Here is a 25901-nt window from a genome sequence, read left to right on the forward strand (position 1 = left end):
AGGCACGATCGTGGCGGGACTTCGGTGATGAGCGAGCCGGGAAGCGAGGAGACCTGGGACCCGCGTGTCGCGCGTTGGCACGACCCGGAGGGTGACTACGTCCTGCCCCGCACACTGCGCACCCTGCCGCAGCCGTGGGACGCGGGCGACTGGAACCGGATCGCGGAACTGCCCCGCACCGAGGAGCGCCTGGCGGAGGCCCGGCGGGTGGTGACCGTCCTGCTGGAGGACCCGGCGCTGTCGCCCCACGTTCCCCGTCCGCCGGCGCCCGGCCTGCTGTGGCACGCCTGGGAGGAATTCCACCGGGCCGTGGGGGAGAGCATGCCCCGCACGAGCGACGTGACCTGGTCCGGCGTGGACGAGCTGGTCCGTGCCTGGCAGGACCGGCCGCAGCTGTACCCGCTGCAACGGCACGTCGTACGTCACGTCGAAGCGGCCATGCTGGCCCTGATCCCGACCCTGCGCGACGACATCGCCGACTCGGTGTTCCGCTGGCTGGCCCTCGACCCCGACCCCGGCCGTTTCGCGGAGTGGGCGGTGGAGCTCGCCGAGCGCTGCGTGACGGAGGACATCGGCGCCGACTCCGCCCTCGAACTCCTCGGCGCGATGCGCACTTCCAAGGCCAGGGCGGCCTTGCAGCGCCTCTCGGCGAAACCGAACGGCCCGGCGACCTGGCAGAACGCGGAAGCGGCCCAGAGCATCCTCTTCGATCTGGACAGCGACGCAACAGGCCCCTGATCACAAGGCGGATCCCCCAGGATGCCACCGACTCCGACCGCCAACCTCTTCACCGTCGCGCAACCGCCCCCGGCGAGCCTGAGGCAAGCCCTGGCCGACCTGCTGGCCGTCCCGCCCGGCGCCGTCGATGTGGCCGACGCCGACGGCGACCAGGAAGGACGGCACTGGGACGCCCCCGTGCTGTGCACCTGGCGCCGCCTGCCGCCCGGCGACCTCGCACTCGAACTGGACATCACCGTGCAGGACGCCACCGCCGCGGGCGTCACGGAGAAGGACCTGGCACTGGGCCTGGCGGCCGGGACGGCCGGCTCCGTGCTGTATCCCTCGGACCTGGACCTGCCGAGCGCGTACTGGGTCGCCGTGCCGGACGGACGCTCCGTCAGGTGCCGCCTGGAGGCGATCGACGTCGCCGACGACACGGCCTACCGGGTGGACGCGGCGGAGGAGGAGATCCCCGACCTCCCGCGGGCCAGGGTGGAGGTCCTGCCGGAGGTCCTCGACCGGCAGACGGTCGACACCCCCTCTCGGACGCCTTCCTCGCCACCTTCCCCAAGGGCACGGCAGGAAGTACCGAAGGCCACGTCCACCACGACCTGCGCGTGTGGGAACGCCTGATCCGCCGGCTCGAAGCGGGCTGGGCCCCGTCGGGGAGGTACAGGGAGGACCTGTTCCGCCGTGATCTGAAGGCCCGTGACGCGCTGGAGCGTCTTGTCGGGGAGGTGGGGGAGGTGGGGGAGACGTACGCCGACGCCCTGCGGCAGGTCGTGACCCGGCTGGACGAGGTCTACACCGAGCACACGGACCGCGGGCCGGCCGCAGCCGAGGGAGCCGGGGGAGCGGGAGGCTGGTGGTGGCACCGGACCCCTCGCCGGACGCCCTGGTGACGACGCGTCACGGCGGTTACGCGCCGGGCACGGAACCTTCGAACCTCTTGGGGCCGTAGCGTCCGGAAGCCAGGACGCCTACTCCTCGGCAGCCGCTGCGACGACGACCTCCACCCGGGTCCCCTCCCGCACGCCCCACTCGCGCATCGCCCCGGCCGCCGCCTCCACCACGTGACGTGCCCGCAGGCGCGGCATTCCCAGCCGGCCGGGCCGCATGGTGCGCACGGCGACGACCCGCAGGTCACGGTCGAGATAGGCGACATCGATCGGCATGCGCATCCGGAAGGTGTGCACGCTGCTGGCGGGGGAGAGCAGCATCGCCCCGTCGACGGCATCCCGTCCCAACAGCCCCTTGGTCCGGGCCCGGTAGGAAACGGCGATCTCCAACGGCACACGGACATCCCTGTCCGTTCCCCGCACGACCAACTCCCCGTGCCCGTCCCGCCACTTGCGCCCCACCCGGGCCCCCTCCACCGCCGAAGACACGCCGCCGTGGTCCATCCGACAGAACGGGACGCGTGTGCTCCTGAAAACGGAGTGGCGTGTTATGTAACCGTTACGGCTCGAACCTGTCGGCCCGTCACCGATTCCTCCCCATACACCCCGCACGTTCACAAGCTTCACGCTGGTGCGGCCCCACACCGCTGGATAGCTTGGGTTCGCTCAAGAGAAGTCTCGCCTCTGACCGGGAGCCGACCGTGAACCGCCGCCCCACCCTCCTCGCAGCGCTCACGCTGACCGCCGCTGCGGCCTTGACGCTGTCCGCGTGCGGGAGCGATGACAGCTCCAAGGCCAAGGCCAACGACAAGATCGCAGGAGCCGACGCGGGCAGTGCCGCTTCCGCTTCTCCCACCGAGTCCGCCTCGTCGGACGCCGGGCGGCCGAAGGTCAAGCTGCCGTCGGATCTGACCATGACTTTCGAAGGCGGCAAGACGGGAGACGCCGTCAAGGACGCCGTGCTCGCGGACAACGCCGAACGCATGCGTTCCGTCAACGCGGCGATCGCGGGCACGGACCCCGAAGCGGTGGGGATGAACTTCTACAACACCGGCAGGGCGCTGGAGGCAGCCGCCGTGTGGGTCGACAAGTTCAAGAAGGCCAACCTCGGCATCACGGGCACCATCCGGTACTACGACCGGACCGTGACGCTGGACGGAGACAAGGCCGCGTCGGTCGTGTTCTGCGCCGACGAGAGCAAGGGCTATGCCAAGGACCTCAAGACCGACAAGCCCAAGGTCACCACGCCCTCCGATGAGGATTTCATCCTCTACAACACCCGGCTCGAGAAGAACAAGGCCGGGGTCTGGCAGACCACTCGCATCGTGTCGACGGCAGGAGCAAAGCAGTGCCTGAAGTGAAACGGCGGGTGCTCGGGGGCATCGCCCTCGCGGTAGCGCTGGTGACCGTGGGCACGCCGAGCGCTTGGGCCAAGGTGACTCCCGACGGCACCACCGAGAGCGATACGCCTCCGACGGAATCGTCAGGGTCGGTGAACGGGGACACGCTCGCGTCGTCCGCCAGTGGCGTGATCGTCTTCGATCGTTCGAAGAACGGGTCGGGCCGGTCCGCCGGGGGTGTGACGTCCACCAGCTCGTGGACTCCGCCTCCCTGCTACTACGCCCCCAAGTACACCCCCGAGCAACTGCAGAAATCCCTGGAACCCATCTGGGAGTCCGAGTCCACGGGCTATCAGTGGGACGCCCAGCAGCGCGACCGTTACGTCAACGGGCACCCCTACAAGGACTTCAACAAGGACAAGGCGGGGGAGGGCTATTGGTGGGACGCCTACGTGCCGGAAAGTCAGATCGGTGCGCCCGGATCACTCGACTGCACCAAGCCGATCTTCTGGGTGGACGACGGTGCCCCGCCTCCCGCGGACATCCCGCAAGCAATCACGCCCGAAATACTCGCCCAGCTCGCCTATGCCGAGATCCGTGTGCCTTCGACCACGATCGAACTCGCACCCCAGGCAGCCACGAAGGTGAATCTGCCGACCTGGGCCTGGCTTGATGCTGCGAAGTTCAAGCCCGTGTCGGTGACGGCCAGCGTCCCGTTGCTGGGCATCGACGCGACGACCACTGCCGAACCCGTTTCTTTGAAGATCGAGCCGGGTACGGGCGATGCCGTCACCTATCCCGCCTCGGGTGAGTGTCAGATCAATGGGGACGGCTCGATCGGTGAGCCCTATGCGAAGGGCAAGGCCGACGAGACGCCGCCGTGTGGAGTGAAGTACTTGCGTTCATCCGGCGAGGGCTCCTACAAGCTCCGGGCGACCGTCACCTGGAGGATCCACTGGACCGGTACCGGCGTCCAGGGCGAACAGCCCCTTCCGGACGGCACGTTCGGTGCTGAACAGGACGTCGTCGTGCAGGAGATCCAGGCCGTCAACCGCTGAGCCCCTGCCCCACCCCGGGCCTGTCGCCCCCGGCGCCTTCAGGAATGAGGTTGTCCGGGGGCTCCGGCCCGGGTAGGTAACCCTCCATGACCACACTCGGCGCCGTCTTCCGTCCGCAACTCGCCCCGGAGCGAATCCGGTCCGTCTGTGAGGCCGCGGACGCCGCAGGGCTCGAACAACTCTGGCTCTGGGAGGACTGCTTCGCGGAAGGCGGTATCTCCACCGCCGCCGCCGCCCTCGCCTGGACCGAGCGGCTGCGGGTCGGGGTCGGGCTGCTGCCCGTGCCCTTGCGGAACGTCGCCGTCACCGCCATGGAGGTCGCCTCGCTGCACCGGATGTTCCCGGGACGGGCCGTCGTCGGTGTCGGGCACGGCGTGCAGGACTGGATGGGGCAGGTCGGGGCCTGGGCCGAGTCGCCGGTCACGCTGCTGCGGGAGTACCTCGTGGCGCTGCGGGCCCTGCTCGCGGGGGAGCGGGTCACCACCGACGGGCGGTACGTCAGGCTCGACGACGTCGCCCTCGACTGGCCTCCGCCCGGCCCCCAGTCCGAGTCCGGGGTGTTCGCCGGGGTCACCGGGCCGCGGTCGCTGCGCCTCAGCGGCGAGGCCGCCGACGGCACGATCCTCACCGCCGCCACCAACGCCGACGGCGTGCGCAAGGCGCGGCAGCTGCTGGAGGAGGGGCGCCAGGCCGCGGGCGGCCGTGCCGGCGCGTCGCATCACGTCGTGGTCTACCTGCTCACCGCCACCGGGCCCGGCGCCGATGCCCGGCTGCGCGCCGAAGTGGCCGCCGAGGGATGGGAGTCCGTCCCGGACCTGGGAGTCGCCGGGGACGCCGGTGCCGTGGCCAAGGCCGTCGAGCGGCTGGCCGAGGCCGGGGCCGACACGGTGGTGCTGCAGCCGACCGGGGACGAGCCCGACCCGGAGGGGTTCGTGCGGTTCGCCGCCGAGGAGGTGCGTCCCCTTCTCGCCTGAGCGACGGGCCGCCCGCCGGGCAGCCCGCCGTTCCGTGAGGCCCGACTGTCAGTGGCCCCTGCCACACTCCGGGCATGAGCGATGACGACCTGGACGTACGCCTGCGTGACGTCGTGGAAGCCGACCTGGAGTTCTTCCTCGCCTACGAGCACGATCCGGAGGCCGCCCGGCGTGCGAGATTCACGCCCAGGCCGCGGGAGGCGTTCCTGCGGCACTGGAAGACGAACGTCCTCGGCGGCGAGACCAACTTCGTGCAGACCGTGACCGTGGACGGCGGTGCCGTCGCCGGGAACATCGTCGCCTGGTGGGAGGACGACCGCCGCTTCCTCGGCTACTGGCTGGGCCGCCCCTACTGGGGCCGTGGCATCGGCGGCAGGGCCCTGCGCCTCTTCCTGGAGCAGGAGACGAACCGGCCGCTGTACGCCGACCCCTTCGCCGGGAACACCGGTTCCGTACGGCTGCTGGAGAAGGCCGGCTTCCAGCGGACCGGCACCATCCGTCACGGAGAGGACGAGCACATCCTCCTCGTCCTCGGGTGACGTCCCGGGCAGCCGCCTTCGGCACCGCCGGGCGAAAATGCCGCGCATCCCGGCTCACGCTCTGTCACCATCCCCGCATGGCCGCCGACCACGACACCACACCCGCCCCCACGTCTCCCACCACACCCGCCCCCACGTCTCCCACCACACCCGCCTCCACGCCGTCCACCGCACTCCCCGGCTACGAAGCCCTCGTCGCCGAAGGCGCCTCCGTGCCCACGGAAGGCTGGGACTTCTCCTGGTTCGAGGGGCGCGCCACCGAAGCGCGGCCCTCGTGGGGATACGCCGTGTCGATGGCCGAGCGGCTGAGCCGGGCGAGTGCCGTGCTCGACGTGCAGACGGGGGGCGGGGAGGTGCTGGACTTCGCCCTGGCCCGGGCGGACCGGCGGCCGCCGCTCACCGTCGCCACCGAGGGCTGGCCGCCGAACGTCGCCAAGGCCACCGCCCTGCTGGCACCGCGCGGCGTCGCGGTGGTGGCCGCAGCCGAGGACGAGCCCCTGCCCTTCGCCGACGAGGCCTTCGACCTGGTCGTGAGCCGTCATCCCGTCCGCCCGCACTGGGCCGAGATCGCCCGTGTGCTGCGGACGGGCGGGACGTACTTCGCCCAGCACGTCGGCCCGGCCAGCGCCTTCGAACTCGTCGAGTACTTCCTGGGCCCGCAGCCGGAGGAGGTGCGGGGTGGGCGTGACCCCGGGCGCGAGCGGGCCGACGCCGAGGCCGCCGGGCTGGACGTCGTCGAGCTGCGGGCGGAGCGGCTGCGGATGGAGTTCCACGACATCGGCGCGGTCGTGCACTTCCTGCGCAAGGTGGTCTGGATGGTCCCGGGCTTCACGGTCGAGGCGTACGAGCCGCGGCTGCGGGCGCTGCACGAGCGGATCCGGACCGACGGCCCCTTCGTCGCGCACAGCACCCGCCACCTCGTCGAGGCCCGCAAACCGGCCCCGCCCACCCGGCCTTGACCCGACGGCCCCGCCCACCCGGCCTTGGCCCGGCGGGCTCGCCCACCCGGCGGCCCCGCCCGTCCGGCCTTGGCCCGGCGGGCCGCCCGCCCGGCCAAGAGCCCCAAGACCCCCACGCCACGGCCCGCCCGGCCATGAGCCCCCCCAAACCCCAGGCCACGACCCGCCCGGCCATGACCGCCCGGCCGTGAGCCCCCCAGACCTCAGGCCACGGCCCGCCCGGCCATGACCACCCGGCCATGCCCCCCAGACCCCAGGCCACGGCCCGCCCGGCCCCGCATGCCCCGCGAGACCACGCCCCCCTTCACGCGTGCGGCCCCACCTCCACCTTCCCCAGTACCAACTCCGCCGTCGCCTCCAGCACCTCGCCCACCCGCTCCGCCTGCTCGCCCAGTTCCCGCCGCTGCCGCGCCGTCAGCCGGACGAGCGGCTCCACCGTGACGGTCGTACGACGGCCCCGGCGCCGCTGGTGCCACACCCCGGCCACCACACCGTCGACGAGCAGCACGGGATGGTTGCCGGCCTGGCCGCCGGCGAGGGCGCGCCGGTACGCCTCCCCGGGGAACAGCCGCTCCCGTGGCTGTCCGGCGATGACGTACGCGTCGAAGTAGGGCAGCAGCCGCACACCCCGCGCGGGACCCTCGGGGAACTCCGTGTCACCCGCCGCCACCCACGCCGGCGTCCCCTCGAAGTCGACCTCCTCGACCGCGCCCGCCGCCGCCATCCGCCCGAACAGGTCCGCGGCCCAGCCGGCCGGTGCCGCCAGCCACCGCGCGAAGTGCGCCGGGGTCACCGGCCCGTAGGCGTGCAGATACCGGCGGACGAAGTCGAACAGCGCGCCCTCCCCTTCAGCCTCCACCGGCTCGGCTCCCACCGGGCGCGTGTACGTCGCCTTGCGCCCGCGGTTCGGGCCGAAGCACAACGTGCCCGCCCAGCCCGCCCGGTGCATCACCTGCCGCCAGCGCGGCCACATGTCCTGGAACGCCGGCATCACCCGGTCACCCGCCCACGGGCCCGTGCGGGCGACGACCTCCTCGGTCAGCTCGTCGAGGGTCAGACACCTGCCGTCGAGCGCGTCGCCGATCGCCGTCACCACCTGGCCGGCCTGCTCGTCGGTGAGCCGTACGTCCGGCGGGAAGGGACTCGGGCCGACGGGAACAGCGGTCAGGGCCGCCGACCAGAGGGGGAGTTCGCGTGTCGGGAGCAGATGGACCGTGCCGCGCGGGCCGTACGTCTTGACGAGGGACCGCGCGTCCCAGAGCGCGGACCGCACGTCCGCCCGTGTCACCCCGCCCGCCGCCCGCAGCCCGATCGACAGCTCGGCGGCGGAGAGCACCTGCGCGTGCGCCCCCCTCATCGCCGCGACCACGTCGGCGACGCCGCCCGCCGCGGGCCCGGCCGGAAACTGCCGCTCCGCACGCCGCGCGCTCGCTGAGTCCCAGGTGATCCGCTCGGTGCTCGTCATGGACCGACCGTAGGAGGGAAGTAGGACAGATGATGTCCTCTTCGGTCTCCACGTCGTGTCACTCTCGTCCCACACGCCCCCTGCGCATCTTCCGCCGAGGGTTTTCACATCGTTATCGTCCTGGCTCGCTTCCGAGGCACCCCATCGCGTAAGTTCAGACCAAGGTAATTCGCGTGAGCAAAGCTGCGCGGGCGGTACCGCGCAGTGGAGGGGGCTGCGCGGTGCCTCGGCCCATGTATGGGGCGGTTGGGACGGCGGTGTCGGCGGTCAAGGGGGCGTTCGCCGCCGGGTTCACCCGTCAGGGGGATGGCCGGACAAAGTCGCCGAGCGGACCGCATGGCGCCGCACATCCACCGGAAAGTGCCGTAGTCCGCCCGATTCCCCTGCGTACAGGCCATGTTTCGGTCATGCGCGAGTGGTGAATCAAGGGTTCCGCTGTCATCGCCGCGTCGCCGGGTGGCTCCGGAGAGTAGTTGTGGCACGCCGATGTACGCAGCATCACTTACAAAGGGTTATGGTGGAAACCCCCCCTCGGGCCGGTCCGTCTCCCCCCCACGGACCGGCCCGTTTTCTTTTGCCCCGCGGACGTCCCGCCGCCGCCCCGCGGACGCCCCGAGAACACCCCCCAGCCGCCGCGCGGCCGCCCGGTGAGGCGGCTCGAACCAGCGGCCGGAACCTTGCGTTCCGCACCCATGGGCGGCCCACGGCGGCAGCGGGGGTAGGCTTCGCCTCCGGGACTGCCGCACGGGCGGGGACCGCCCGCGGCCACGACCGGGCCGCACGCCGCGGCCTGTCCGATCCGCACGGAGGGGCTGACGATCACGTGAACCTGCGCGACAAGCTGCGCGGCCTGCTGGTCAGGCTGTACGCACGCCGGGTGGAAGGCCACCTGGACCACGCTCAGGTGCCCAAGCACATCGGCGTCATCATGGACGGCAACCGGCGCTGGGCGAAGGCCGCCGGATCCACCACCGTCCACGGACACCGGGCCGGTGCCGAGAAGATCGAGGAATTCCTCGGCTGGTGCACCGAGACCGACGTCGAGGTCGTCACCCTCTGGCTGCTGTCGACGGACAACTTCGACCGTCCGCAGGAAGAGCTCGTCCCGCTGCTCGGCATCATCGAGGACGTCGTGCGCACGCTCGCCGCCGACGGCCGCTGGCGCGTGCACCACGTGGGCACGCCGGACCTGCTGCCCGCCGGGATGCAGACGGTCCTGAAGGAGGCCGAGGAGGCCACTGCGCACGTCGACGGAATACTGGTCAATGTCGCCATCGGCTACGGCGGCCGCCAGGAGATCGCCGACGCGGTGCGCTCGATGCTGCTCGACGCGCAGGACAAGGGCACCTCGCTGGAGGAGCTCGCCGAGGCCGTCGACACCGACATGATCGGGCGTCATCTCTACACGAGCGACCAGCCCGACCCCGACCTGGTGATCCGTACCAGCGGCGAGCAGCGGCTGTCCGGATTCATGCTCTGGCAGACCGCGCACTCCGAGTACTACTTCTGTGACGTGTTCTGGCCGGCCTTCCGCAAGGTGGACTTCCTGCGCGCCATGCGCGACTACGCCGCCCGCCACCGCCGCTACGGCGGCTGAGCAGGCAGAGCGCACACCACGCGACCGTCCGGGAGCGCACCCCGCGGACGCGCCCGGACGCCGGACGTCCCACGTCGTAACTCTCCCCGGTACCCCACCGAAGACGCACGTCACACGGAGTTCACCGGCCCGCCGTCATATGCCGTGGCATGGCGACGCTCGTTCGAGGGCATAACCCAGTCAGGTCGACGCCCGAACCACGGGTGTCGGATCTCAGCGGACGGCACGGGGCCGTCCGCCCGGGAGGCCCTTTGCACCAGCCCGATCGTGCGGTCACAGCACGGACGCAGGCGGAGGGCCGGTTTTCGGCCCGTGCAGGGCGGCCGGCAACCGGTCCAGCTCCACTCCGTCGCTCCCCGACCTCATCCGAGGGGGTACGTCCTTCCGTGGTGACCAGCACAAAGCGCCACAAGCCCGACCGGCGCACCTATGTCCTCGACACCAGCGTCCTGCTGGCCGACCCGAACGCCCTGAGCCGCTTCGACGAGCACGAGGTCGTGCTCCCCATCGTCGTGGTGACGGAGCTGGAGGCGAAGAGGCACCATCCCGAACTCGGCTACTTCGCCCGGCAGGCACTGCGCCTGCTCGACGACCTCCGGGTGCGGTACGGCCGCCTTGACGCCCCCATCCCCACGGGGGACCTGGGCGGGACCGTCCGTGTCGAGCTCAACCACTCGGACCCCAGCGTGCTGCCCAGCGGCTACCGCCTGGGGGACAACGACTCCCGCATCCTCGCGGTCGCCCGCAACCTGCAGGCCGAAGGGTTCGACGTCACCGTCGTCTCCAAGGACCTCCCGCTCAGGATCAAGGCGTCCTCCGTCGGACTCCTCGCCGAGGAGTACCGCGCGGAGCTCGCCATCACGGACTCCTCCGGCTGGACCGGAATGTCCGAACTGACCCTGCCCGGCGAGCAGGTGGACATCCTCTTCGAGGAGGGCCAGGTCTACGTCCCCGAAGCCGCGGACCTGCCGGTGCACACGGGTCTGATGATCCAGTCGGAGCGCGGCAAGGCGCTCGGGCGGGTCACCCCCGAGGGCAACATCCGGGTCGTGCGCGGGGACCGGGAGGCGTTCGGCATCAAGGGCCGCAGCGCCGAGCAGCGGATCGCGCTGGACCTGCTGCTCGATCCGGACGTCGGGATCGTGTCGATGGGCGGCCGGGCCGGCACCGGCAAGTCGGCGCTGGCGCTGTGCGCGGGCCTGGAGGCCGTGCTGGAGCGCCGTCAGCACCAGAAGGTGATGGTCTTCCGTCCGCTGTACGCGGTGGGCGGGCAGGAGCTCGGCTATCTGCCCGGTACCGAGGCGGAGAAGATGAGCCCCTGGGCGCAGGCGGTGTTCGACACGCTGTCGGCGGTCACCAGCCGGGAGGTCATCGAGGAGGTCACCGCGCGCGGGATGCTGGAGGTCCTGCCGCTCACGCACATCCGCGGACGATCGCTGCACGACGCGTTCGTCATCGTGGACGAGGCGCAGTCCCTGGAGAAGAACGTCCTGCTCACCGTTCTCTCCCGGATCGGGGCCAATTCGCGGGTGGTGCTCACCCATGACGTGGCCCAGCGGGACAACCTGAGGGTCGGCCGCTACGACGGTGTCGTCGCCGTCGTGGAGAAGCTGAAGGGTCATCCGCTCTTCGCGCACGTGACCCTGACCCGGTCCGAGAGGTCCCAGATCGCCGCGCTTGTGACAGAAATGCTCGAAGACGGGCAGATGTGACCGTCGCCGTGCAATAAGGGGCGATTACGCAGGAGTTGGCGCCGTCCGGAAAGGCGAAGAGCCTAGCCGGGCGGCGCCTTCGCGTGTGGACTTTCCTGTGAATTTCCGTCGCCAAACGGGATGTGAGCTTTCACACGCAACTCGGAATTGCCTTGCCCCGTCGGGTTACGGCAGAGTCTCACTCCTGTCAGGCCCCGCATACGACACAGCTGTACCCCCAGCGGTACGGCACCCCGTAGAGCACATGCCAACTCCATAGCGATGTCGTATGCCGCCCGAGCACCACGCGGCACTCCCCACGGGGGAGTTGCCCACCGGGCCCGCGCCTCCCGTGACCCCGCAGTTGGGGAGGCCAGTGCCAGGGGCACGATTGCGTCCGCGAGGGTCACCGAAGCGGGCGATGCTGGAAGGAAACCGTGTGAGCCGGATCTCGGTCCGGGGATTCGCAGTGGCCTCGGCCACGGCGGTCACCGCTGTCGGAAGCGTCGTCGGCGTTGCCTCGGGCAGCACCGCGCAGAACAACGACGCGGAAGCGACGGCAAGCGGCGCCACGCTGCTCGCGGACATCCCCGCGGGCCAGCAGGCCCAGGTACAGACCGCGTCCCTGACGCAGCAGGCCGACGCGCAGGCCATCGCGGCGGACGCGAGCGCGAAGAAGGACGCCGAGGAGGCCGCCCGCAAGGCCGCCGCCGAGACGGCCATCGCCAAGAAGGTGGCCGCCGAGAAGGCGGCCAAGGAGGCCAAGGAGCGCGCGGAGGCCAAGGAAGCCGCCGCCAGCCGCTCCAAGGACATCTCCGACTTCCCGGTCGCGACCTCCTACACCATCGCCCAGATCCAGGCGATGGCGCGGCAGATGGTGCCGGCGGGCCAGTTCCAGTGCTTCAGCAACATCGTGGACCACGAGTCCGACTGGAACTACAAGGCGGTCAACCCTTCCTCCGGCGCCTACGGCATGTTCCAGGCGCTGCCCGGTTCCAAGATGTCGTCCGTCGGCGCCGACTGGCGGACCAACCCGGCCACCCAGATCAAGTGGGGCCTGAACTACATGAACGAGCGCTACGGCAGTCCTTGTGACGCCTGGTCGTTCTGGCAGGCCAACCACTGGTACTGAGCCGACCGGCCCACGGCCGATCCTCTCCTTCGCGCGAGCCCCGCACCGTCGTACGGTGCGGGGCTCGCGCCATGTACGGTCGGACGCGGACGGCTCCCGGGTGGAGTGGTGCGCACGGACGGGGGAAGAGGACGGATCATGTCGCGAGTGCCAGGGTGGCTCGGCCGGCTCGGTGCCGGACTGACCGAGATGAGCGAGCGGTACAACGAACGCCGCGCCGCGGTCGAACGGGAGCGGGACGACCACGAGTCCGTCCCGGCGCCCGACGAACTCGTGCCGCCGCCCCCGGACTACGCCCCCGACGTCCCGGCCCGGCCCGACCCGGCGCTCGCCGTGCCGTGGGGCGTGCGCGTCGCGGCGGAGGCGGGCTGGCGGCTGCTCGTCCTCGCGGGCACGCTGTGGGTGCTGATGCGGGTCATCAGCGCCGTCCAGCTCGTGGTGCTGTCGTTCGTCATCGCCCTGCTCATCACCGCCCTGCTGCAGCCGACGGTGGCGCGGCTGCGGCGGCACGGGGTACCCCGCGGGCCCGCCACCGCGCTGACGGCGATCCTCGGGTTCGTCGTCATGGGCCTCATCGGCTGGTTCGTGACCTGGCAGGTCATGGAGAACATCGACGACCTGTCGGGCCAGATCCAGGACGGCATCGACGAGTTGCGCAACTGGCTGCTGAACAGCCCCTTCCACGTCACCGACAAGCAGATCAACGAGATCGCCAAGAACCTGCGCGAGGCGGTCGGGGCGAACAGCGACCAGATCACCTCGGCCGGCCTGGAGGGCGTCACGGTCGTCGTCGAGGCGCTGACCGGCATTCTGCTCGCCGTGTTCTGCACGCTGTTCCTGCTCTACGACGGCAAGCGGATCTGGGAGTGGACGCTGAAGCTCGTGCCGGCGGCGGCGCGGCCGGGCGTGGCCGGGGCCGGGCCGGCGGCGTGGCGGACGCTGACGGCGTACGTGCGGGGCACGGTGATCGTGGCGCTGATCGACGCCATCTTCATCGGGCTCGGGATCTACTTCCTCGATGTGCCGATGGCCGTGCCGCTGGCGGTGTTCATCTTCCTGTTCGCGTTCATCCCGCTGGTGGGTGCGGTGGTGTCCGGGGCGCTGGCGGTGGTCGTCGCGCTCGTCACGCAGGGCGTGTTCACGGCCGTCATGACCCTGGTGGTGGTGCTGGCCGTGCAGCAGATCGAGGGGCACATCCTGCAGCCGTTCATCCTGGGCCGGGCGGTGCGGGTGCATCCGCTGGCCGTGGTGCTGGCGGTGGCCTGCGGCGGGATGGTGGCCGGGATCGGCGGCGCGGTGGTCGCCGTGCCGCTGGTGGCCGTGACCAACACCGTCGCCGGATACCTGCGGTCGTACTCGCGCAAGGCCGCGGTGCGGCATGCCGTGCCGCCGCGCGGGGCCACGGCGGTGAGCGCGGAGCCGACCCCCCAGGCGCCGCCGGAGTAGCGCCGGGAACACGAACAGGGCCCCGTCCACCGGTGGGTGGACGGGGCCCTGCCACGACAGGCCCGAGGCCGAGGGTTACTCGGCCAGGACCTCCTCGGCGTCCAGCGTCACGCCGACCGCCTGGATCACGGACGCGATCTTGAACGCCTCCTGGACGACCTCGCGGTCGATGCCGGCCTTGCGGAGGACCTGCTCGTGGGAGTCGAGGCACATGCCGCAGCCGTTGATGGCCGAGACGGCGAAGGACCACAGCTCGAAGTCGACCTTGTCGACGCCCGGGTTGCCGATGACGTTCATCCGCAGGCCCGCGCGCAGGGTGCCGTACTCGTGGTCCGACAGCAGGTGCCGGGTGCGGTAGAAGACGTTGTTCATCGCCATCACCGCGGCGGCGGACTTGGCCGCCGTGTAGGCCTCCGGCGACAGGTTCGCCTTCGCCTCGGGCTCCAGCTCACGCAGCACGATCGGGGAGCGCGAGGCGATGGCGGTCGCCAGCACGGTGCCCCACAGCTGCTGGGCCGGCAGGTCCGAGTTGCCGATGACCGAACCCAGGTTGAGCTTCAGGTCCTTGGCGTAGTCCGGTATGCGGGACTTCAGGGAGTCGAGGGACATGCGTCACTCACCGGCCAGCAGCTTGACCGGGTCCAGGGTCTCGTCGCCCTTGGACCAGTTGCAGGGGCACAGCTCGTCCGTCTGGAGCGCGTCCAGGACCCGCAGGACCTCCTTCGGGTTCCGGCCGACGGAACCGGCGGTCACCATGGAGAACTGGATCTCGTTGTTCTGGTCCACGATGAAGACCGCGCGCTTGGCGAAGCCGTCCTCGCCCTCGATGCCGAGGTCGCGCATCAGCTCGTGCTTGGAGTCGGCCATCATCGGGAAGGGCAGGTCGCGCAGGTCCTCGTGGTCCTTGCGCCAGGCGTGGTGGACGAACTCGGAGTCGCCGGAGAAGCCGAGGACCTGGGCGTCGCGGTCGGCGAACTCGTCGTTCAGCTTGCCGAAGGCGGCGATTTCGGTCGGGCACACGAAGGTGAAGTCCTTGGGCCACGCGAAGATGACCTTCCACTGACCCTCGTAGGTCTTGTGGTTGATCTGCTGGAACTCCTTGCCCTTCTCCAGCGAGACGCAGGCGGTCAGGTCGAACTCGGGGAACTTGTCACCGACAGTGAGCACACGCTCTCCTTGCAGCGAAGAAACACCCGGATTGCGGGTGTTTCCCATGGGTTGGACGGTGTTGATGTTGGCACAGCGTCGATTGATTACGGAAATAGCTACACTCGGTCGAGTTGATCGGAGGTAGTTATCAGTGACGGTGGGTAGTAAGCGCAGGCAGCCGAGCCTGGCCCAGCTGCGGGCGTTCGCGGCCGTCGCCGAGCATCTGCACTTCCGGGACGCCGCCGCCGCGATAGGGATGAGCCAGCCCGCCCTCTCCGGCGCGGTGTCGGCCTTGGAGGAGACACTCGGAGTGACGCTCCTCGAGCGTACGACGCGCAAGGTGCTGCTCTCGCCCGAGGGCGAGCGGATCGCCGTCCGGGCCAAGGCGGTGCTGGCCGAGGTGGGCGCGCTGATCGACGAGGCCGAGGCGGTGCGGGCACCCTTCACCGGTGTGCTGCGGCTCGGGGTGATCCCGACCGTGGCGCCGTATCTGCTGCCGACCGTGCTGCGGCTCGTCCACGAGCGCTATCCGCACCTGGATCTGCAGGTGCACGAGGAGCAGACCGCCAACCTGCTCGACGGCCTGGCCGCCGGACGGCTCGACCTGCTGCTGCTCGCCGTGCCGCTGGGCGTGCCGGGAGTGATCGAACTGCCCCTGTTCGACGAGGACTTCGTGCTGGTCACCCCGCTCGACCACTGGCTCGGCGGCCGGGAGGGCATTCCCCGCCAGGCGCTGCGCGAGCTGAACCTGCTGCTGCTCGACGAGGGGCACTGCCTGCGCGACCAGGCCCTCGACATCTGCCGGGAGGCCGGCCGGGACGACGTGCCGGTCACCACGACCGCCGCCGGACTGTCCACGCTGGTGCAACTGGTGGCGGGCGGGCTCGGGGTCACGCTGCTGCCGCGCACGGCCGTCAAGGTCGAGACCTCGCGCAGCAACCAGCTCCTCACCGGGTACTTCGCCGACCCGGCCCCCAGCCGCCGGGTCGCCCTGGCGATGCGGGCGGGGGCCGCGCGCGCGGCGGAGTACGAGGAGCTGGCCGCCGCCCTGCGCGAGGCGCTGCGGCCGCTGCCCGTCCGGGTCCTGGGCCGGGACGCCTGACGCCGCCCCGGCCCGGGGCCTACTCGGTGCGCAGCCCGTCCGGCCGCATCAGCTTCAGCAGCGGCGGCAGGCTCAGCACCGTTACCACCAGGACGACGCCCGCGCCGATCCCGGTCATGGACAGCACACTCGGCCAGTCCACTTGGACGGACAGGTTCACCATCCGCAGCAGGACCGCCCCCAGCGCCATGCCGACCGTGGCGGCCAGCAGCAGGCCCAGCCCGATCGGGATCGCCGTCTGCCACAGCACCGACAGGCTGAGCGTGCGGCGCCGGGTGCCGAAGGCGACCAGGGACGACAGCAGCTTGCGGCGTTCGCGCAACTGCTCCAGCTGCGACACCAGCAGGCTCGCCCCGATCAGCGCCAGCACGGCCGCGGCGCCGACGAACAGGCCGGTGCGGATGGTGGCGTAGCGCTCGTTGCGCTCGACGGCGTGCCAGACGATCGGATCGACCGTGGGGTCGATGCGGGCCGCCGTGTTGCGCACGTACTCGTAGGCGTTCGGCTCGGCGGCGGACAGGCTCAGGTAGAGCTCCTGCCGCGCGAGCGAGGCCAGCTTCGAGGTGTCCGCGCCCGGTGTGATCAGGATGCCGCCGCGTTCGGTGCCGGTCGGGTCCTCGCGGGACTCGGCCTGCCGGATGTCCCGGGGCACGGTCCAGGAGACCTGCTTGTCGGGCCGGCCCGCGTCCGTGCCGTCCAGCCACAGCGTCTTGCCCGGCTTGCCCAGCTTGATCGTGTCGGTGTCGTACTCCGCGCCGCGTACGGCGAAGACGTCACCGTCGCGGCAGGAGGGCAGGGTGGCCACCTCGCGCAGCGAGGCGCAGTCGCCGAGGGTGATCTGGACGAGGGACTCCGCGTCGGCGCCCCGGCCGTAGAGGTAGGTCTCCGACAGGGCGGTGACCTTGCGGACGCCCTCGGTGTCGCGGAACTTCGCGGTGGCGGAGACCGCGTCGACGCGGTCGGGCACGCGCACCTGCATCTGGGCGCGCGACACGTCGTACCGCGACGCGGCGGTGTAGCTGCCCTCCACTCCGGCGAACAGCATCTGCAGCGCGATCGCCCCGGCCACCGCCACCGCGATGCCGTTGACCATGCGGGCCGCCGCGCCGCTGCTCAACTGGAGCCTGCGGACGGCCAGTTGCCAGGCGACGCCGCCCGAGCCGAGCCGGGCCACGACCGTCTCGACGACCCAGGGCAGCAGGGCCGTGACGCCGACGAGCAGCAGCATCACGCCGCCGACCACGAGGTACTGGTTGAAGGTCCCCCCGTCGTCGCCCTGCCCGATCATCGGGGCGAGCATGGCGAGCCCGCCCAGCGGCAGCAGCAGCCGCCACCACAGCCGGCGCCGCGCGGGCCTGGCCGTGCGCACCACACCGAGCGGCTCGATGACCACCCCGCGCAGCGCGAACAGGGTCACCAGCACCGCGGCCGTCGGCACCGCCAGCGCGACCAGCGCGGCCAGCAGGGGAGAGGGGTTCAGATAGCTCGGGAAGACGCTGACGTGGAACACGTCTATGGAGGCGGCCAGTTCACGTCCGAGCAGGAAGAACCCGGTGCCGAGGACGAGCCCCAGCAGGGAGCCGGCGAGGGCCTCGCCGGCGGCGATCCGCCGCGTCGTGCGGCTGTCGGATCCGACCAGCCGCAGTGCCGCGAGCCTGCGGTCGCGCCGCTCGCCGCCGAACCGCACCGCCGCCGCGATGAACACGGCGACCGGCATCAGCAGCACCACGAAGACGACCAGGACGAGCAGCAGCAGCACCGGGTCCCAGGGGTCGGACGAGCCCAGGTCCGGGTTGCCGAAGCTGTCGATGCGGGCGCCCGAGGTGACGGAGTCGAGCCGGTCGGCCAGATCCTCGCCGCCCGCGAAGTAGGCGAGTTCCTGGGAGCCGATGAGCCCTTGCTCGCCGATGGTGCCGGTGATCCGGTAGGGCAGCCGCTCCCGCAGCAGCTTCCCGCCGTCGGACTCCAGCAGTTCCTTCAGCGCGGGGGAGACGACCATGTCGCCCTCGGCGGGGAACGCGGACAGGCCCGGCGGCAGCGGGGCCTTCGGGCCCTCCGGCTCCAGCAGGCGGCCGCGCACGTCCCGGTCGTGGAACGCGGTGTCCGCGTCCAGCACGATCAGGGTGTCGTCGGCCTTCGGCATCTCCTGCTGGCCCAGGGTGTGGTCGCTGCGGGCCTCCTCGCGCCGGCTGCGTTCCGACAGCGCGTTCGGCAGGGCGGTGGTGAGCAGCAGCAGCGCCACACCGAGCCCGACGCCGACGGCCGTGAGCAGCGCCCGGGTCCATCCCTCACGCCCGCCCGCGAAGGCGAACCGCATCCCCATGCCCAGGTCCCGCACCCACTGCCGGACGCTCATACGACGCGCTCCATGTCCCGCGACCTGCCGTCCCGTACGACGATCTCGCGGTCGGAGTAGGCGGCCACCCGGGCTTCGTGGGTGACGAGCACCACGGCCGTGCTGGCCGACCGGGCGGCGTCCGTGAGCAGTTCCATCACGCGCTCGCCGTTGAACGAGTCGAGCGCGCCGGTCGGTTCGTCGGCGAAGACGACCCGGGGGTTGGTCACCAGCGCCCGGGCGACGGCGACCCGCTGCCCCTGACCGCCGGAGACCTCGCCCGGCCGTTTGCCGCGCAGGTCGTCCACCTCCAGCCGCTCCATCCACGCGAGGGCGGCCTTCTCGGCCTCCTTGCGGGAGGTGCCGTTCAACCGCAGCGGCAGGGCCACGTTCTCCACGCAGGTCAGTTCCGGCACGAGCTGTCCGAACTGGAACACGAACCCGAACTCCGAGCGCCGCAGCGCACTGCGCTCGGCGTCGTTCATCGCGGTGACCTCGCGGCCGTTGTACATGATCGAGCCGGAGTCGGGCGGGACGATCCCGGCGAGGCAGTGCAGCAGCGTCGACTTGCCCGAGCCGGACGGGCCCATCACGGCGACGACCTCGCCCGGGTGGATGGAGAACTCCGCACCGTCGAGCGCGGTGGTCGGCCCGTACGCCTTGCGCAGGTCCTGGGCGGTGAGCAGGGAACCGGCGGGAATCGTCATCGGGCCACCGCCTCGCGGAGCTTGTCCAGACGCGCCGCGGTCAGCTCCAGCCAGCGCAGGTCCGCCTCCAGGTGGAACAGCGCGTGGTCGCAGATGAGCTGGTCGGCGAGATCGCCCTTGCGCTTGCGGTCGGTGAGGATGCGCATGCTGCGCAGGTGCTCCGAGCGCTGGGTGTCGAGGATGTCGGCGGCGTCGCGGTGGGTGAGCAGCGCGAGGACGACCTTGGTGTAGAGGGTCGACTGCAGGTACGGCTCGGGCTTCTCCGGCGTCGCGAGCCAGCGCTCGACGTCGGTGATGCCGGCCTCGGTGATGGCGTACCGCTTGCGCTCGGGACCGCCGCCGGCCTCGATGCCGTCGACCTCGACGAGCCCGTGCTTCAGCAGCCGGGACATCGTCGAGTAGACCTGGCCGTAGTGGAGCGGCCGGTCGTGACCGAACTTCTCGTCGAAGGCCCGCTTCAGGTCGTAACCGTGGCGCGGGCCGGACTCCAGGAGCCCCAGGAGAGTGTGACCGATGGACATGCCGAGGACTGTACACGGGGTGTATACGCGGGATGTATACGCCGAGTGTGCAGATCATGGCGGGGTGTGCGGCCGCGCAGGTCGCCGGGCGTTGTCACGGTTCCGCAACAGCCCCGCGGTCCGTTCAGGCCGACGGAGGGCCGGACGGGGGCCCGGGCGAAGGGCCGGACGGGGGCCCGGGCGGGGGGCCGCCCTGTGCACCGGGCGGCCGGCCCCGCCGGGGCAGCGGGCCGGTCTCCCGCGGCAGCCGCCCCGCCTCGGCAAGGGCCCGCCGCAGCAGGAACTCGATCTGCGCGTTCGCCGACCGCAGCTCGTCCCCGGCCCACCGTGCCAGCGCCTCGTACACGGCCGGGTCCAGCCGCAGCAGCACCTGCTTGCGCTGCTGCGGCCGCCGCGGGGAGGGGGAACCCTCGGACGGAGCCGTCACTGGTAGAGCGTCCCGGCGTTGAGGACCGGCTGCGGGGCCCGGTCGCCGCACAGCACCACCATCAGGTTGGAGACCATCGCGGCCTTGCGCTCCTCGTCGAGGGTCACCAGGTCCTGCTCGGTGATCCGGGCGAGCGCCGACTCGACCATGCCCACGGCGCCCTCCACGATCTGCCGCCGGGCCGCGACCACCGCTCCGGCCTGCTGCCGCTGGAGCATCGCCGAGGCGATCTCGGGGGCGTAGGCGAGGTGCGTGAAGCGGGACTCGATGATCTGCACGCCGGCGGCCTCCACGCGCGCGTGCAGCTCGACCGCGAGCTTCTCGGTGATCTCCTCGGCGTTGCCGCGCAGCGAGAGGCCGTCCTCCTCGTGGGCGTCGTAGGGGTATTCGATGGCGATGTGCCGCACGGCCGCCTCGGTCTGCGTGGAGACGAACTCGATGTAGTCGTCCACCTCGAACGTCGCCTGGGCCGTGTCCTCCACGCGCCAGACCACGACCGCGGCGAGCTCGATCGGGTTGCCGTAGGCGTCGTTGACCTTCAGCACGGCCGTCTCGTGGTTGCGCACGCGCGTGGAGATCTTCGTGCGTGAGGTGAAGGGGTTCACCCAGCGCAGGCCGTCCTGCCGGATCGTCCCCCGGTACCGGCCGAACAGCTGGACCACGCGGGCCTCGCCCGGCGCCACCATGTTCAGTCCGCACATCGCGAGGAACGCCGCGAGCGCGACCAGGATGCCGCCGATGATCAGGGCGGCCTTCGCGCCGGCCGCGGAGACCGTCGTGGCGGCCGCGATCAGGCCGGCGCCGGCCAGCAGCCCGAGCAGTCCCAGCAGCAGGGCGAGACCGCCGCCGATGCTGTGCGCCGCGAACTCGCGCACGCGGGGCGCCGGCATCTCCGGCACATCGGCCGTGACCTGCGCGTCGTGTGTGGTCATGGGTGATCCCCCGGTTCCTCTGAGAAGCCACGCCTGCATAGCTTCTTCCTAGCTAAGTGATATCACTTTACCTCTCCATCGCAACCCCATGCGTGTCTCGTACGTCGGTTCCGTTGGGATGGGTGCTGATTGTCACGTCCGCAAAGACCCGGATCGACAGCCCTTTCTCATATCTCCCGGTGTTAGCTTTCTGAGCTGACCTGAGCGGCGAACCTGTGTGACATGTGAGCACACATGAACGAAGCGGAGCGGATCGGACCCATGGGACGAGCGGAAGAAAGACGCGCCCGACAGCGCGGTGGGCGCCGGGCGGCACCCAGGCGCCGCCGTTCCTCGGGCGCGGCCGGCAAGAGCGGTATACGCAGACTCTTCACCTGGAAGAAGATCCTCGGCACCTTCCTCGGCGTGATCCTGCTCGGGATGGGCGCCTTCATCGTGCTGTACATGGTGATCGACATCCCCGAGGGGAACGCCGACGCCAAGCGCCAGAGCAACATCTACAAGTACAGCGACGGCTCGATCATGGCCCGCGACGGCAAGGTCAACCGCGAGGTCGTCGATCTGTCCCGGGTTCCCAAGGACGTCCGCCTCAGCTTCGTCGCCGCCGAGAACAAGACCTTCTACAAGGACGCCGGCGTCGACCTCAAGGGCACCGCCCGCGGCCTGTTCAACACCCTGGCCGGACGCGGCGCGCAGGGCGGCTCGACGATCACCCAGCAGTACGTCAAGAACTACTACCTGACGCAGGAACAGACCGTCACGCGCAAGCTGAAGGAACTGGTCATCTCCCTGAAGCTGGACCGGGAGAAGTCCAAGGACTACATCCTCGCCGGCTACATCAACACCAGCTACTACGGCCGCAACGCCTACGGCATCCAGGCCGCCGCCCAGGCCTACTACCGCACCGACGCCGAGAAGCTCTCCGTCGCGCAGGGCGCCTACCTCGCCGCGCTGCTCCAGGCCCCCAGCCAGTACGACTGGGCCGTCGCCTCGGAGACCGGCAAGAAGCTGGTCAAGGCGCGCTGGAACTACGTCCTGGACAACATGGTCGACGAGGGCTGGCTCAGCCAGTCCAAGCGCGCCGGGATGAAGTTCCCGGTGCCCGAGGACCCCAAGCCCGCCCCGGGCATGGAGGGCCAGAAGGGCTACCTGGTCAACGCGGCCAACACGGCCCTGGAGCGGCAGCTGGTCGCCGAGGGCACCGCCGACAGCGCCAAGGAAGCCGAGGCGATGGTCAACGCCGGCGGCTGGACCCTCACCCTGAACATCGACAAGAAGAAGCAGGCGGCGCTGGAGAAGTCCGTCCGGCAGCAGCTCACCGCCAAGCTCGACCCCGGCAAGCGCAAGGTCGACGGGGCCGTCCAGGCCGGAGCCGTGTCCGTGAACCCCAAGACGGGCGGGGTGGTCGCGATGTACGGCGGTGAGGACTACTTCAAGCACTACACCAACAACGCCACCCGCTCCGACTACCAGCCCGCCTCCACGTTCAAGCCGGTCATCCTGGCCGCCGCCCTGGAGGAGGGGGCCCGGACGCAGGACGGCAAGCCGATCACCGCCGACACGATCTACGACGGCACCAGCAAGCGCCCGGTCGTCGACAACGGCACCAAGGTCGGCTTCGCGCCCGAGAACGAGGACGACGCGGACTACGGCCCGATCTCCGTCCAGACGGCCATGAACAAGTCCGTCAACTCCGTCTTCGCGCAGATGGGCGTCGACGTCGGCATGTCCGAGGTCGTGAAGGTCGCCGGCAAGCTCGGCATGGACACCGAGAACATGGAGGCCGTGCCCGCCCAGACCCTGGGCAGCATGGGCGCCAGCCCGCTGCAGATGGCCGGGGTCTACGCGACCCTCGACAACCACGGCAAGAAGGTCACCCCGGCCCTCGTGAAGTCGGCCGAGCACCTGAACAGGACCGTGACCATGCCCGACCCGGTCGGCGACCAGGTCATCAGCCGCGAGGCCGCCGACTCCGTGACCTCGGTGCTGACCGGCGTGGTCGACGACGGCACCGCCCGGGCGTCCGTGCGCAACAACCCCCTGCGCGACGGCCAGCCGGTCGCCGGCAAGACGGGTACGTCCGACAACAACAAGTCGGCCTGGTTCACCGGCTACACGCCCGACCTGGTCACCTCGGTGGGTCTGTTCGGCGAGGACCCCAAGACCCACGCCCAGGTCCCGATGTACAAGGCGGGCGGGCAGCCCCGGGTCAACGGCGGTGGCTTCCCGGCCCAGATCTGGGCGGCCTACACCTTCGGCGTGATGGGCGACGTCGACAAGTTCGACCTGGACACGCAGCAGGGCGCGGCCGTCCGGCCGACGTGGACGCCGACGCCCTCCCAGTCGCCCACCCAGGAGCCGACGCGCGAGCCGACGACCGAGGCGCCGTCGTCCTCCCCGCCGCCGACCACGCAGGAGCCGTCCACCACCCCGCCGACGAAACCGTCGTCGTCCCCGCCCGCCTCCACCCCGCCGACGAAGCCGTCGACGACCCCGCCGGACGGCGGCGGTGGCCCGTTCGACCCGATCAAGCCGGACGAGGACGACTAGGACACGCGAAGGGCGCCCGGTGCACACCGGGCGCCCTTCGCGTGTCCGTGCGGCGGCTCAGCCGCGGTTGAGCTCGAACCACACCACCTTGCCGGTGCTGAGCCGGGTCGCGCCCCAGCGCCGGGCCAGCCGGTTCACCAGGTACAGGCCACGGCCGCCCTCGTCGGTGGCCCGGGCCTGGCGCAGCCGCGGCAACTGCGGGACGTCGTCACCCACTTCGCAGCGCAGCACGTCCGTGCGCAGCAACCGCAGGGTCACCGGCCGCGAGGCGTACCGCACGGCGTTCGTCACGACCTCGCTGACCAGCAGCTCCACGGAGTCGCTGAGCTCCTCAAGGCCCCAGCGCTGCAGCGCGCGCCGGGCCAGCCGGCGGGCCCGGCCGGGCGCGGCGTCCTCCGGCTCCAGGAACCAGTACGCCACGTCACTGGGCGCGATCCCGTCGAACCGGGCGGCGAGCAGCGCGATGTCGTCGTCCCGGTCGCCCGGGCCGAGCATGTCGAGCACCTCGTCGCACAGCGCCTCCAGGGGCGGCGGATGGTCGGGGCCGGTGAGCTGCGCGGTCGCGGCGAGCTTCTCCCGCAGCTGCTCGATGCCGGTCCACACGTCCCGCAGGCGCGACTCGACCAGGCCGTCGGTGTACAGCAGCAGCGTCGCCCCGGCCGGCGCGTCCAGCTCCACCGCCTCGAAGTCGACGCCGCCGACCCCGATGGGGGCACCGGCCGGCACGCGCAGCACCTCGGCACGGCCACCCAGATGCAGCAGGACGGGCGGCGGATGACCGGCGTTGGCGATGGTGATGCGGTGCGAGACCGGGTCGTAGACCGCGTACAGGCAGGTCGCCATGCGGTCCACGCCCAGGCGCTGGGCCTGTTCGTCGAGGTGGTGCAGCACCTCCTGCGGGGGCAGGTCGAGACCGGCGAGCGTCTGGGCCGTCGTGCGCAGCTGGCCCATGATGGCGGCCGACGTCATGGAGTGGCCCATCACGTCACCGACGACCAGGGCGACCCGGCTGCCCGGCAGCGGGATCGCGTCGTACCAGTCGCCGCCGACCCGGGCCGTCTCGGCGGCCGGCAGATAGCGGGAGGCGAGCCGCACGCCCGTCGGGCGGGGCAGCGTCTCGGGCAGCATCGTGCGCTGCAGCTCGTCGGCGATGTAGGCCTCACGGCCGTACAGCACCGCCTTGTCGATGCCGAGGGCGCTGTGCGTGGCGAGCTGGGCGGCCACCAGCAGGTCGTCCGGCTCGAAGGCGATGCGCTCGGGGCGGCGCAGGAACAGGGCGGCACCGATCACCCGGCGCCGGCCGCGCAGCGGCGCGAGGATCGCGCGCTGCCCGTCCGGCACGGCGAACTCGCCGCCCTCACCGAGCAGTTCCGGCAGGGCGGCACGGGCCGCGGGAGCGTCGGTGAACACCGGGCGCACACCCCGCAGGACCTCGGCGAGCGCGCTGCCGGGCCGGACCTCGCACAGCTCGGCGCCGACCGAGTCCAGCTCGTTCGGCTCGGGCTGCGCGGCCGGCAGGAAGCCGTTCTCGGTGTCGCGCTCCGCCGGTATCCGGTCGGTGCGGCGCAGCCGCAGCACCAGCGGGCCCGTGGGCCGCTCGTCGCCGACGGGCAGCGGGTCGCGCAGGTACACCAGGATCGCGTCGGAGAAGGTCGGCACGGTCGCCCGGCACAGCCCCATCACGATCTCGTCCAGGTCGATGCCGCGGGCGATGCGCCGGGTGGCGGCGCCGACGAACCGCAGCCGGTCGCCGTCGCGCCGCATGGGCGTGGGCCGGCCGGGCGGCAGGCTCTGGCCGGTGCGCCGCTCCTGCCCGTCCCCGGTCGCCGCCTGCCGGTCCTGCTCGTCGGCCGGCTGGAGCGGGATGCCCTCGGGGGCGGGGCGCGGCCGGGGGGCTTCGCGCTCGGCGGTCTGCTCGGCACCCGGCTGGGAGTGCTCGGAGGCGGGGTCGCTCACGGTGTCCTTGCCCTTGCCGAACGGCGTGGAGGTGTCCGGCTGAGACGTGCCCGGCGGAGTGTGGGCCGTCGAGACCGGAACGGTGACGTCGCCGCCGCAGCGGCCCTGGACCGGTAAGGCGCCGGGCGCACGCGCCGGTGCCGAGGTATGCACGAGCGCCCCGCGGGGGTCCGCGGGGTCGACGCCCGGCTGGGGGCGTTCGAAGGAGGTCGGCTGCTCCGTCACGCGTGTCGAATCCATCCGTCCGGGGCTGCACGCCAGGTGTGCAGCTGGTCCCGCCGAAACTCCGATACCCGGAATACGTGCCCCAGGAACGGAATTCCCGCGTGGTCAGAGGTTGTTCCTGTGCCACCGGCGGGCCGTCCGCGGCCCGTGGGGCCCGTGACGCAGGCCCTGCCGGTG

The 25901-nt window shown here is 71.4% G+C and carries 24 protein-coding genes; 14 read left to right on the top strand and 10 right to left on the bottom strand.

Annotated features, from left to right (window positions below; all coding sequences use genetic code 11):
* Positions 1-27 precede the first annotated feature (27 nt).
* Genes CHR28_RS20270 through CHR28_RS20280 form a run of 3 tightly spaced genes read left to right on the top strand, consistent with a single transcriptional unit; the run spans position 28 to position 1622 of the window.
* A complete protein-coding gene (locus CHR28_RS20270) occupies positions 28-738 on the top strand; it encodes a hypothetical protein (protein WP_094055069.1) in 711 nt (236 codons plus the stop codon).
* A 21-nt stretch (positions 739-759) separates the two neighbouring features.
* Positions 760-1353 carry a hypothetical protein gene (locus CHR28_RS20275; protein WP_094055070.1) on the top strand — a complete coding sequence of 198 codons (594 nt, stop codon included), beginning with the start codon at positions 760-762 and terminating at the stop codon, positions 1351-1353.
* Positions 1338-1622 carry a hypothetical protein gene (locus tag CHR28_RS20280; protein WP_094055071.1) on the top strand — a complete coding sequence of 95 codons (285 nt, stop codon included), beginning with the start codon at positions 1338-1340 and terminating at the stop codon, positions 1620-1622. Before CHR28_RS20275 ends, CHR28_RS20280 begins: the two co-directional genes overlap by 16 nt.
* Positions 1623-1700: 78 nt before the next feature.
* On the opposite strand, the gene CHR28_RS20285 is transcribed toward CHR28_RS20280, so the two are convergent.
* Positions 1701-2081: a DUF192 domain-containing protein gene (locus CHR28_RS20285; RefSeq protein WP_094055113.1), complete on the bottom strand. Its 381-nt coding sequence runs from the start codon at positions 2079-2081 to the stop codon at positions 1701-1703.
* A 239-nt stretch (positions 2082-2320) separates the two neighbouring features.
* Here CHR28_RS20285 and CHR28_RS20290 point away from each other — a divergent pair, with 239 nt between their 5' ends.
* From CHR28_RS20290 to CHR28_RS20310, 5 genes are all read left to right on the top strand, one after another.
* Positions 2321-2980, top strand: a complete 660-nt coding sequence (locus tag CHR28_RS20290; protein ID WP_179272497.1) for a hypothetical protein — start codon at positions 2321-2323, stop codon at positions 2978-2980.
* Positions 2968-4017 carry a hypothetical protein gene (locus CHR28_RS20295; RefSeq protein WP_094055072.1) on the top strand — a complete coding sequence of 350 codons (1050 nt, stop codon included), beginning with the start codon at positions 2968-2970 and terminating at the stop codon, positions 4015-4017. The genes CHR28_RS20290 and CHR28_RS20295 overlap by 13 nt, the downstream gene beginning before the upstream one ends.
* Positions 4018-4103: 86 nt before the next feature.
* Positions 4104-4991, top strand: a complete 888-nt coding sequence (locus tag CHR28_RS20300; RefSeq protein ID WP_094055073.1) for an LLM class flavin-dependent oxidoreductase — start codon at positions 4104-4106, stop codon at positions 4989-4991.
* A gap of 74 nt (positions 4992-5065) precedes the next feature.
* Positions 5066-5530 carry a GNAT family N-acetyltransferase gene (locus tag CHR28_RS20305; protein ID WP_094055074.1) on the top strand — a complete coding sequence of 155 codons (465 nt, stop codon included), beginning with the start codon at positions 5066-5068 and terminating at the stop codon, positions 5528-5530.
* A gap of 77 nt (positions 5531-5607) precedes the next feature.
* Positions 5608-6489: a class I SAM-dependent methyltransferase gene (locus tag CHR28_RS20310; RefSeq protein ID WP_094055075.1), complete on the top strand. Its 882-nt coding sequence runs from the start codon at positions 5608-5610 to the stop codon at positions 6487-6489.
* A 304-nt stretch (positions 6490-6793) separates the two neighbouring features.
* On the opposite strand, the gene CHR28_RS20315 is transcribed toward CHR28_RS20310, so the two are convergent.
* Positions 6794-7954 (bottom strand): winged helix DNA-binding domain-containing protein, encoded by a 1161-nt coding sequence (locus CHR28_RS20315; protein ID WP_094055076.1) that lies wholly within the window; start codon positions 7952-7954, stop codon positions 6794-6796.
* A gap of 823 nt (positions 7955-8777) precedes the next feature.
* Between CHR28_RS20315 and CHR28_RS20320 the strand changes: the two genes are divergently transcribed.
* From CHR28_RS20320 to CHR28_RS20335, 4 genes are all read left to right on the top strand, one after another.
* A complete protein-coding gene (locus tag CHR28_RS20320) occupies positions 8778-9551 on the top strand; it encodes an isoprenyl transferase (RefSeq protein WP_094055077.1) in 774 nt (257 codons plus the stop codon).
* Between the two features lie 386 nt (positions 9552-9937).
* The gene (locus CHR28_RS20325) at positions 9938-11263 is read left to right on the top strand and encodes a PhoH family protein (protein ID WP_094055078.1); all 1326 of its coding nucleotides are present in this window, start codon (positions 9938-9940) and stop codon (positions 11261-11263) included.
* Positions 11264-11663: 400 nt separating this feature from the next.
* A complete protein-coding gene (locus CHR28_RS20330; protein WP_179272498.1) occupies positions 11664-12374 on the top strand; it encodes a transglycosylase SLT domain-containing protein in 711 nt (236 codons plus the stop codon).
* Positions 12375-12512: 138 nt separating this feature from the next.
* Complete coding sequence (locus CHR28_RS20335; RefSeq protein ID WP_256984314.1) at positions 12513-13820, top strand: AI-2E family transporter; 1308 nt, start codon at positions 12513-12515, stop codon at positions 13818-13820.
* A 75-nt stretch (positions 13821-13895) separates the two neighbouring features.
* Here CHR28_RS20335 and CHR28_RS20340 read toward each other — a convergent pair whose 3' ends face one another.
* Together CHR28_RS20340 and CHR28_RS20345 are read right to left on the bottom strand one after the other, a co-directional pair.
* Positions 13896-14429 carry an alkyl hydroperoxide reductase gene (locus tag CHR28_RS20340; RefSeq protein ID WP_094055080.1) on the bottom strand — a complete coding sequence of 178 codons (534 nt, stop codon included), beginning with the start codon at positions 14427-14429 and terminating at the stop codon, positions 13896-13898.
* Positions 14430-14432: 3 nt separating this feature from the next.
* Entirely contained in the window at positions 14433-14987 is a 555-nt protein-coding gene (locus CHR28_RS20345; protein WP_094055081.1) for a peroxiredoxin, read from the bottom strand.
* Between the two features lie 139 nt (positions 14988-15126).
* Here CHR28_RS20345 and CHR28_RS20350 point away from each other — a divergent pair, with 139 nt between their 5' ends.
* A complete protein-coding gene (locus CHR28_RS20350; RefSeq protein WP_094055116.1) occupies positions 15127-16071 on the top strand; it encodes a LysR substrate-binding domain-containing protein in 945 nt (314 codons plus the stop codon).
* A 19-nt stretch (positions 16072-16090) separates the two neighbouring features.
* Here CHR28_RS20350 and CHR28_RS20355 read toward each other — a convergent pair whose 3' ends face one another.
* The 5 genes from CHR28_RS20355 to CHR28_RS20375 form a co-directional block, all read right to left on the bottom strand.
* Complete coding sequence (locus CHR28_RS20355; RefSeq protein WP_094055082.1) at positions 16091-18427, bottom strand: ABC transporter permease; 2337 nt, start codon at positions 18425-18427, stop codon at positions 16091-16093.
* Positions 18424-19113 (bottom strand): ABC transporter ATP-binding protein, encoded by a 690-nt coding sequence (locus CHR28_RS20360; RefSeq protein ID WP_094055083.1) that lies wholly within the window; start codon positions 19111-19113, stop codon positions 18424-18426. The genes CHR28_RS20355 and CHR28_RS20360 overlap by 4 nt, the downstream gene beginning before the upstream one ends.
* Positions 19110-19634, bottom strand: a complete 525-nt coding sequence (locus CHR28_RS20365; protein ID WP_094055084.1) for a PadR family transcriptional regulator — start codon at positions 19632-19634, stop codon at positions 19110-19112. The genes CHR28_RS20360 and CHR28_RS20365 overlap by 4 nt, the downstream gene beginning before the upstream one ends.
* A 124-nt stretch (positions 19635-19758) precedes the next feature.
* A complete protein-coding gene (locus CHR28_RS20370) occupies positions 19759-20061 on the bottom strand; it encodes a hypothetical protein (RefSeq protein WP_179272499.1) in 303 nt (100 codons plus the stop codon).
* Positions 20058-20993, bottom strand: coding sequence for an SPFH domain-containing protein (locus CHR28_RS20375; RefSeq protein ID WP_094055086.1), 936 nt, complete (start codon positions 20991-20993; stop codon positions 20058-20060). The genes CHR28_RS20370 and CHR28_RS20375 overlap by 4 nt, the downstream gene beginning before the upstream one ends.
* A gap of 261 nt (positions 20994-21254) precedes the next feature.
* Between CHR28_RS20375 and CHR28_RS20380 the strand changes: the two genes are divergently transcribed.
* Positions 21255-23543, top strand: coding sequence for a transglycosylase domain-containing protein (locus tag CHR28_RS20380; RefSeq protein WP_094055117.1), 2289 nt, complete (start codon positions 21255-21257; stop codon positions 23541-23543).
* 57 nt (positions 23544-23600) lie between these two features.
* Here the strand turns inward: CHR28_RS20380 and CHR28_RS20385 are convergent, their stop codons facing one another.
* Positions 23601-25739 (bottom strand): SpoIIE family protein phosphatase, encoded by a 2139-nt coding sequence (locus tag CHR28_RS20385; RefSeq protein WP_094055087.1) that lies wholly within the window; start codon positions 25737-25739, stop codon positions 23601-23603.
* Between the last annotated feature and the right edge of the window lie 162 nt (positions 25740-25901).

This window comes from Streptomyces sp. XY006 (genome assembly GCF_002237655.1).
GTDB classification, from domain to species: domain Bacteria; phylum Actinomycetota; class Actinomycetes; order Streptomycetales; family Streptomycetaceae; genus Streptomyces; species Streptomyces levis.

Coding starts and splice junctions, on each gene's coding strand:
- CHR28_RS20330 (WP_179272498.1), top strand. CDS start 11,664: ATGCTGGAAGGAAACCGTGTGAGCCGGATCTCGGTCCGGGGATTCGCA.
- CHR28_RS20385 (WP_094055087.1), bottom strand. CDS start 25,739: ATGGATTCGACACGCGTGACGGAGCAGCCGACCTCCTTCGAACGCCCC.
- CHR28_RS20355 (WP_094055082.1), bottom strand. CDS start 18,427: ATGAGCGTCCGGCAGTGGGTGCGGGACCTGGGCATGGGGATGCGGTTC.
- CHR28_RS20310 (WP_094055075.1), top strand. CDS start 5,608: ATGGCCGCCGACCACGACACCACACCCGCCCCCACGTCTCCCACCACA.
- CHR28_RS20360 (WP_094055083.1), bottom strand. CDS start 19,113: ATGACGATTCCCGCCGGTTCCCTGCTCACCGCCCAGGACCTGCGCAAG.
- CHR28_RS20380 (WP_094055117.1), top strand. CDS start 21,255: ATGGGACGAGCGGAAGAAAGACGCGCCCGACAGCGCGGTGGGCGCCGG.
- CHR28_RS20365 (WP_094055084.1), bottom strand. CDS start 19,634: ATGTCCATCGGTCACACTCTCCTGGGGCTCCTGGAGTCCGGCCCGCGC.
- CHR28_RS20340 (WP_094055080.1), bottom strand. CDS start 14,429: ATGTCCCTCGACTCCCTGAAGTCCCGCATACCGGACTACGCCAAGGAC.
- CHR28_RS20315 (WP_094055076.1), bottom strand. CDS start 7,954: ATGACGAGCACCGAGCGGATCACCTGGGACTCAGCGAGCGCGCGGCGT.
- CHR28_RS20375 (WP_094055086.1), bottom strand. CDS start 20,993: ATGACCACACACGACGCGCAGGTCACGGCCGATGTGCCGGAGATGCCG.
- CHR28_RS20305 (WP_094055074.1), top strand. CDS start 5,066: ATGAGCGATGACGACCTGGACGTACGCCTGCGTGACGTCGTGGAAGCC.
- CHR28_RS20300 (WP_094055073.1), top strand. CDS start 4,104: ATGACCACACTCGGCGCCGTCTTCCGTCCGCAACTCGCCCCGGAGCGA.
- CHR28_RS20275 (WP_094055070.1), top strand. CDS start 760: ATGCCACCGACTCCGACCGCCAACCTCTTCACCGTCGCGCAACCGCCC.
- CHR28_RS20335 (WP_256984314.1), top strand. CDS start 12,513: ATGTCGCGAGTGCCAGGGTGGCTCGGCCGGCTCGGTGCCGGACTGACC.
- CHR28_RS20270 (WP_094055069.1), top strand. CDS start 28: ATGAGCGAGCCGGGAAGCGAGGAGACCTGGGACCCGCGTGTCGCGCGT.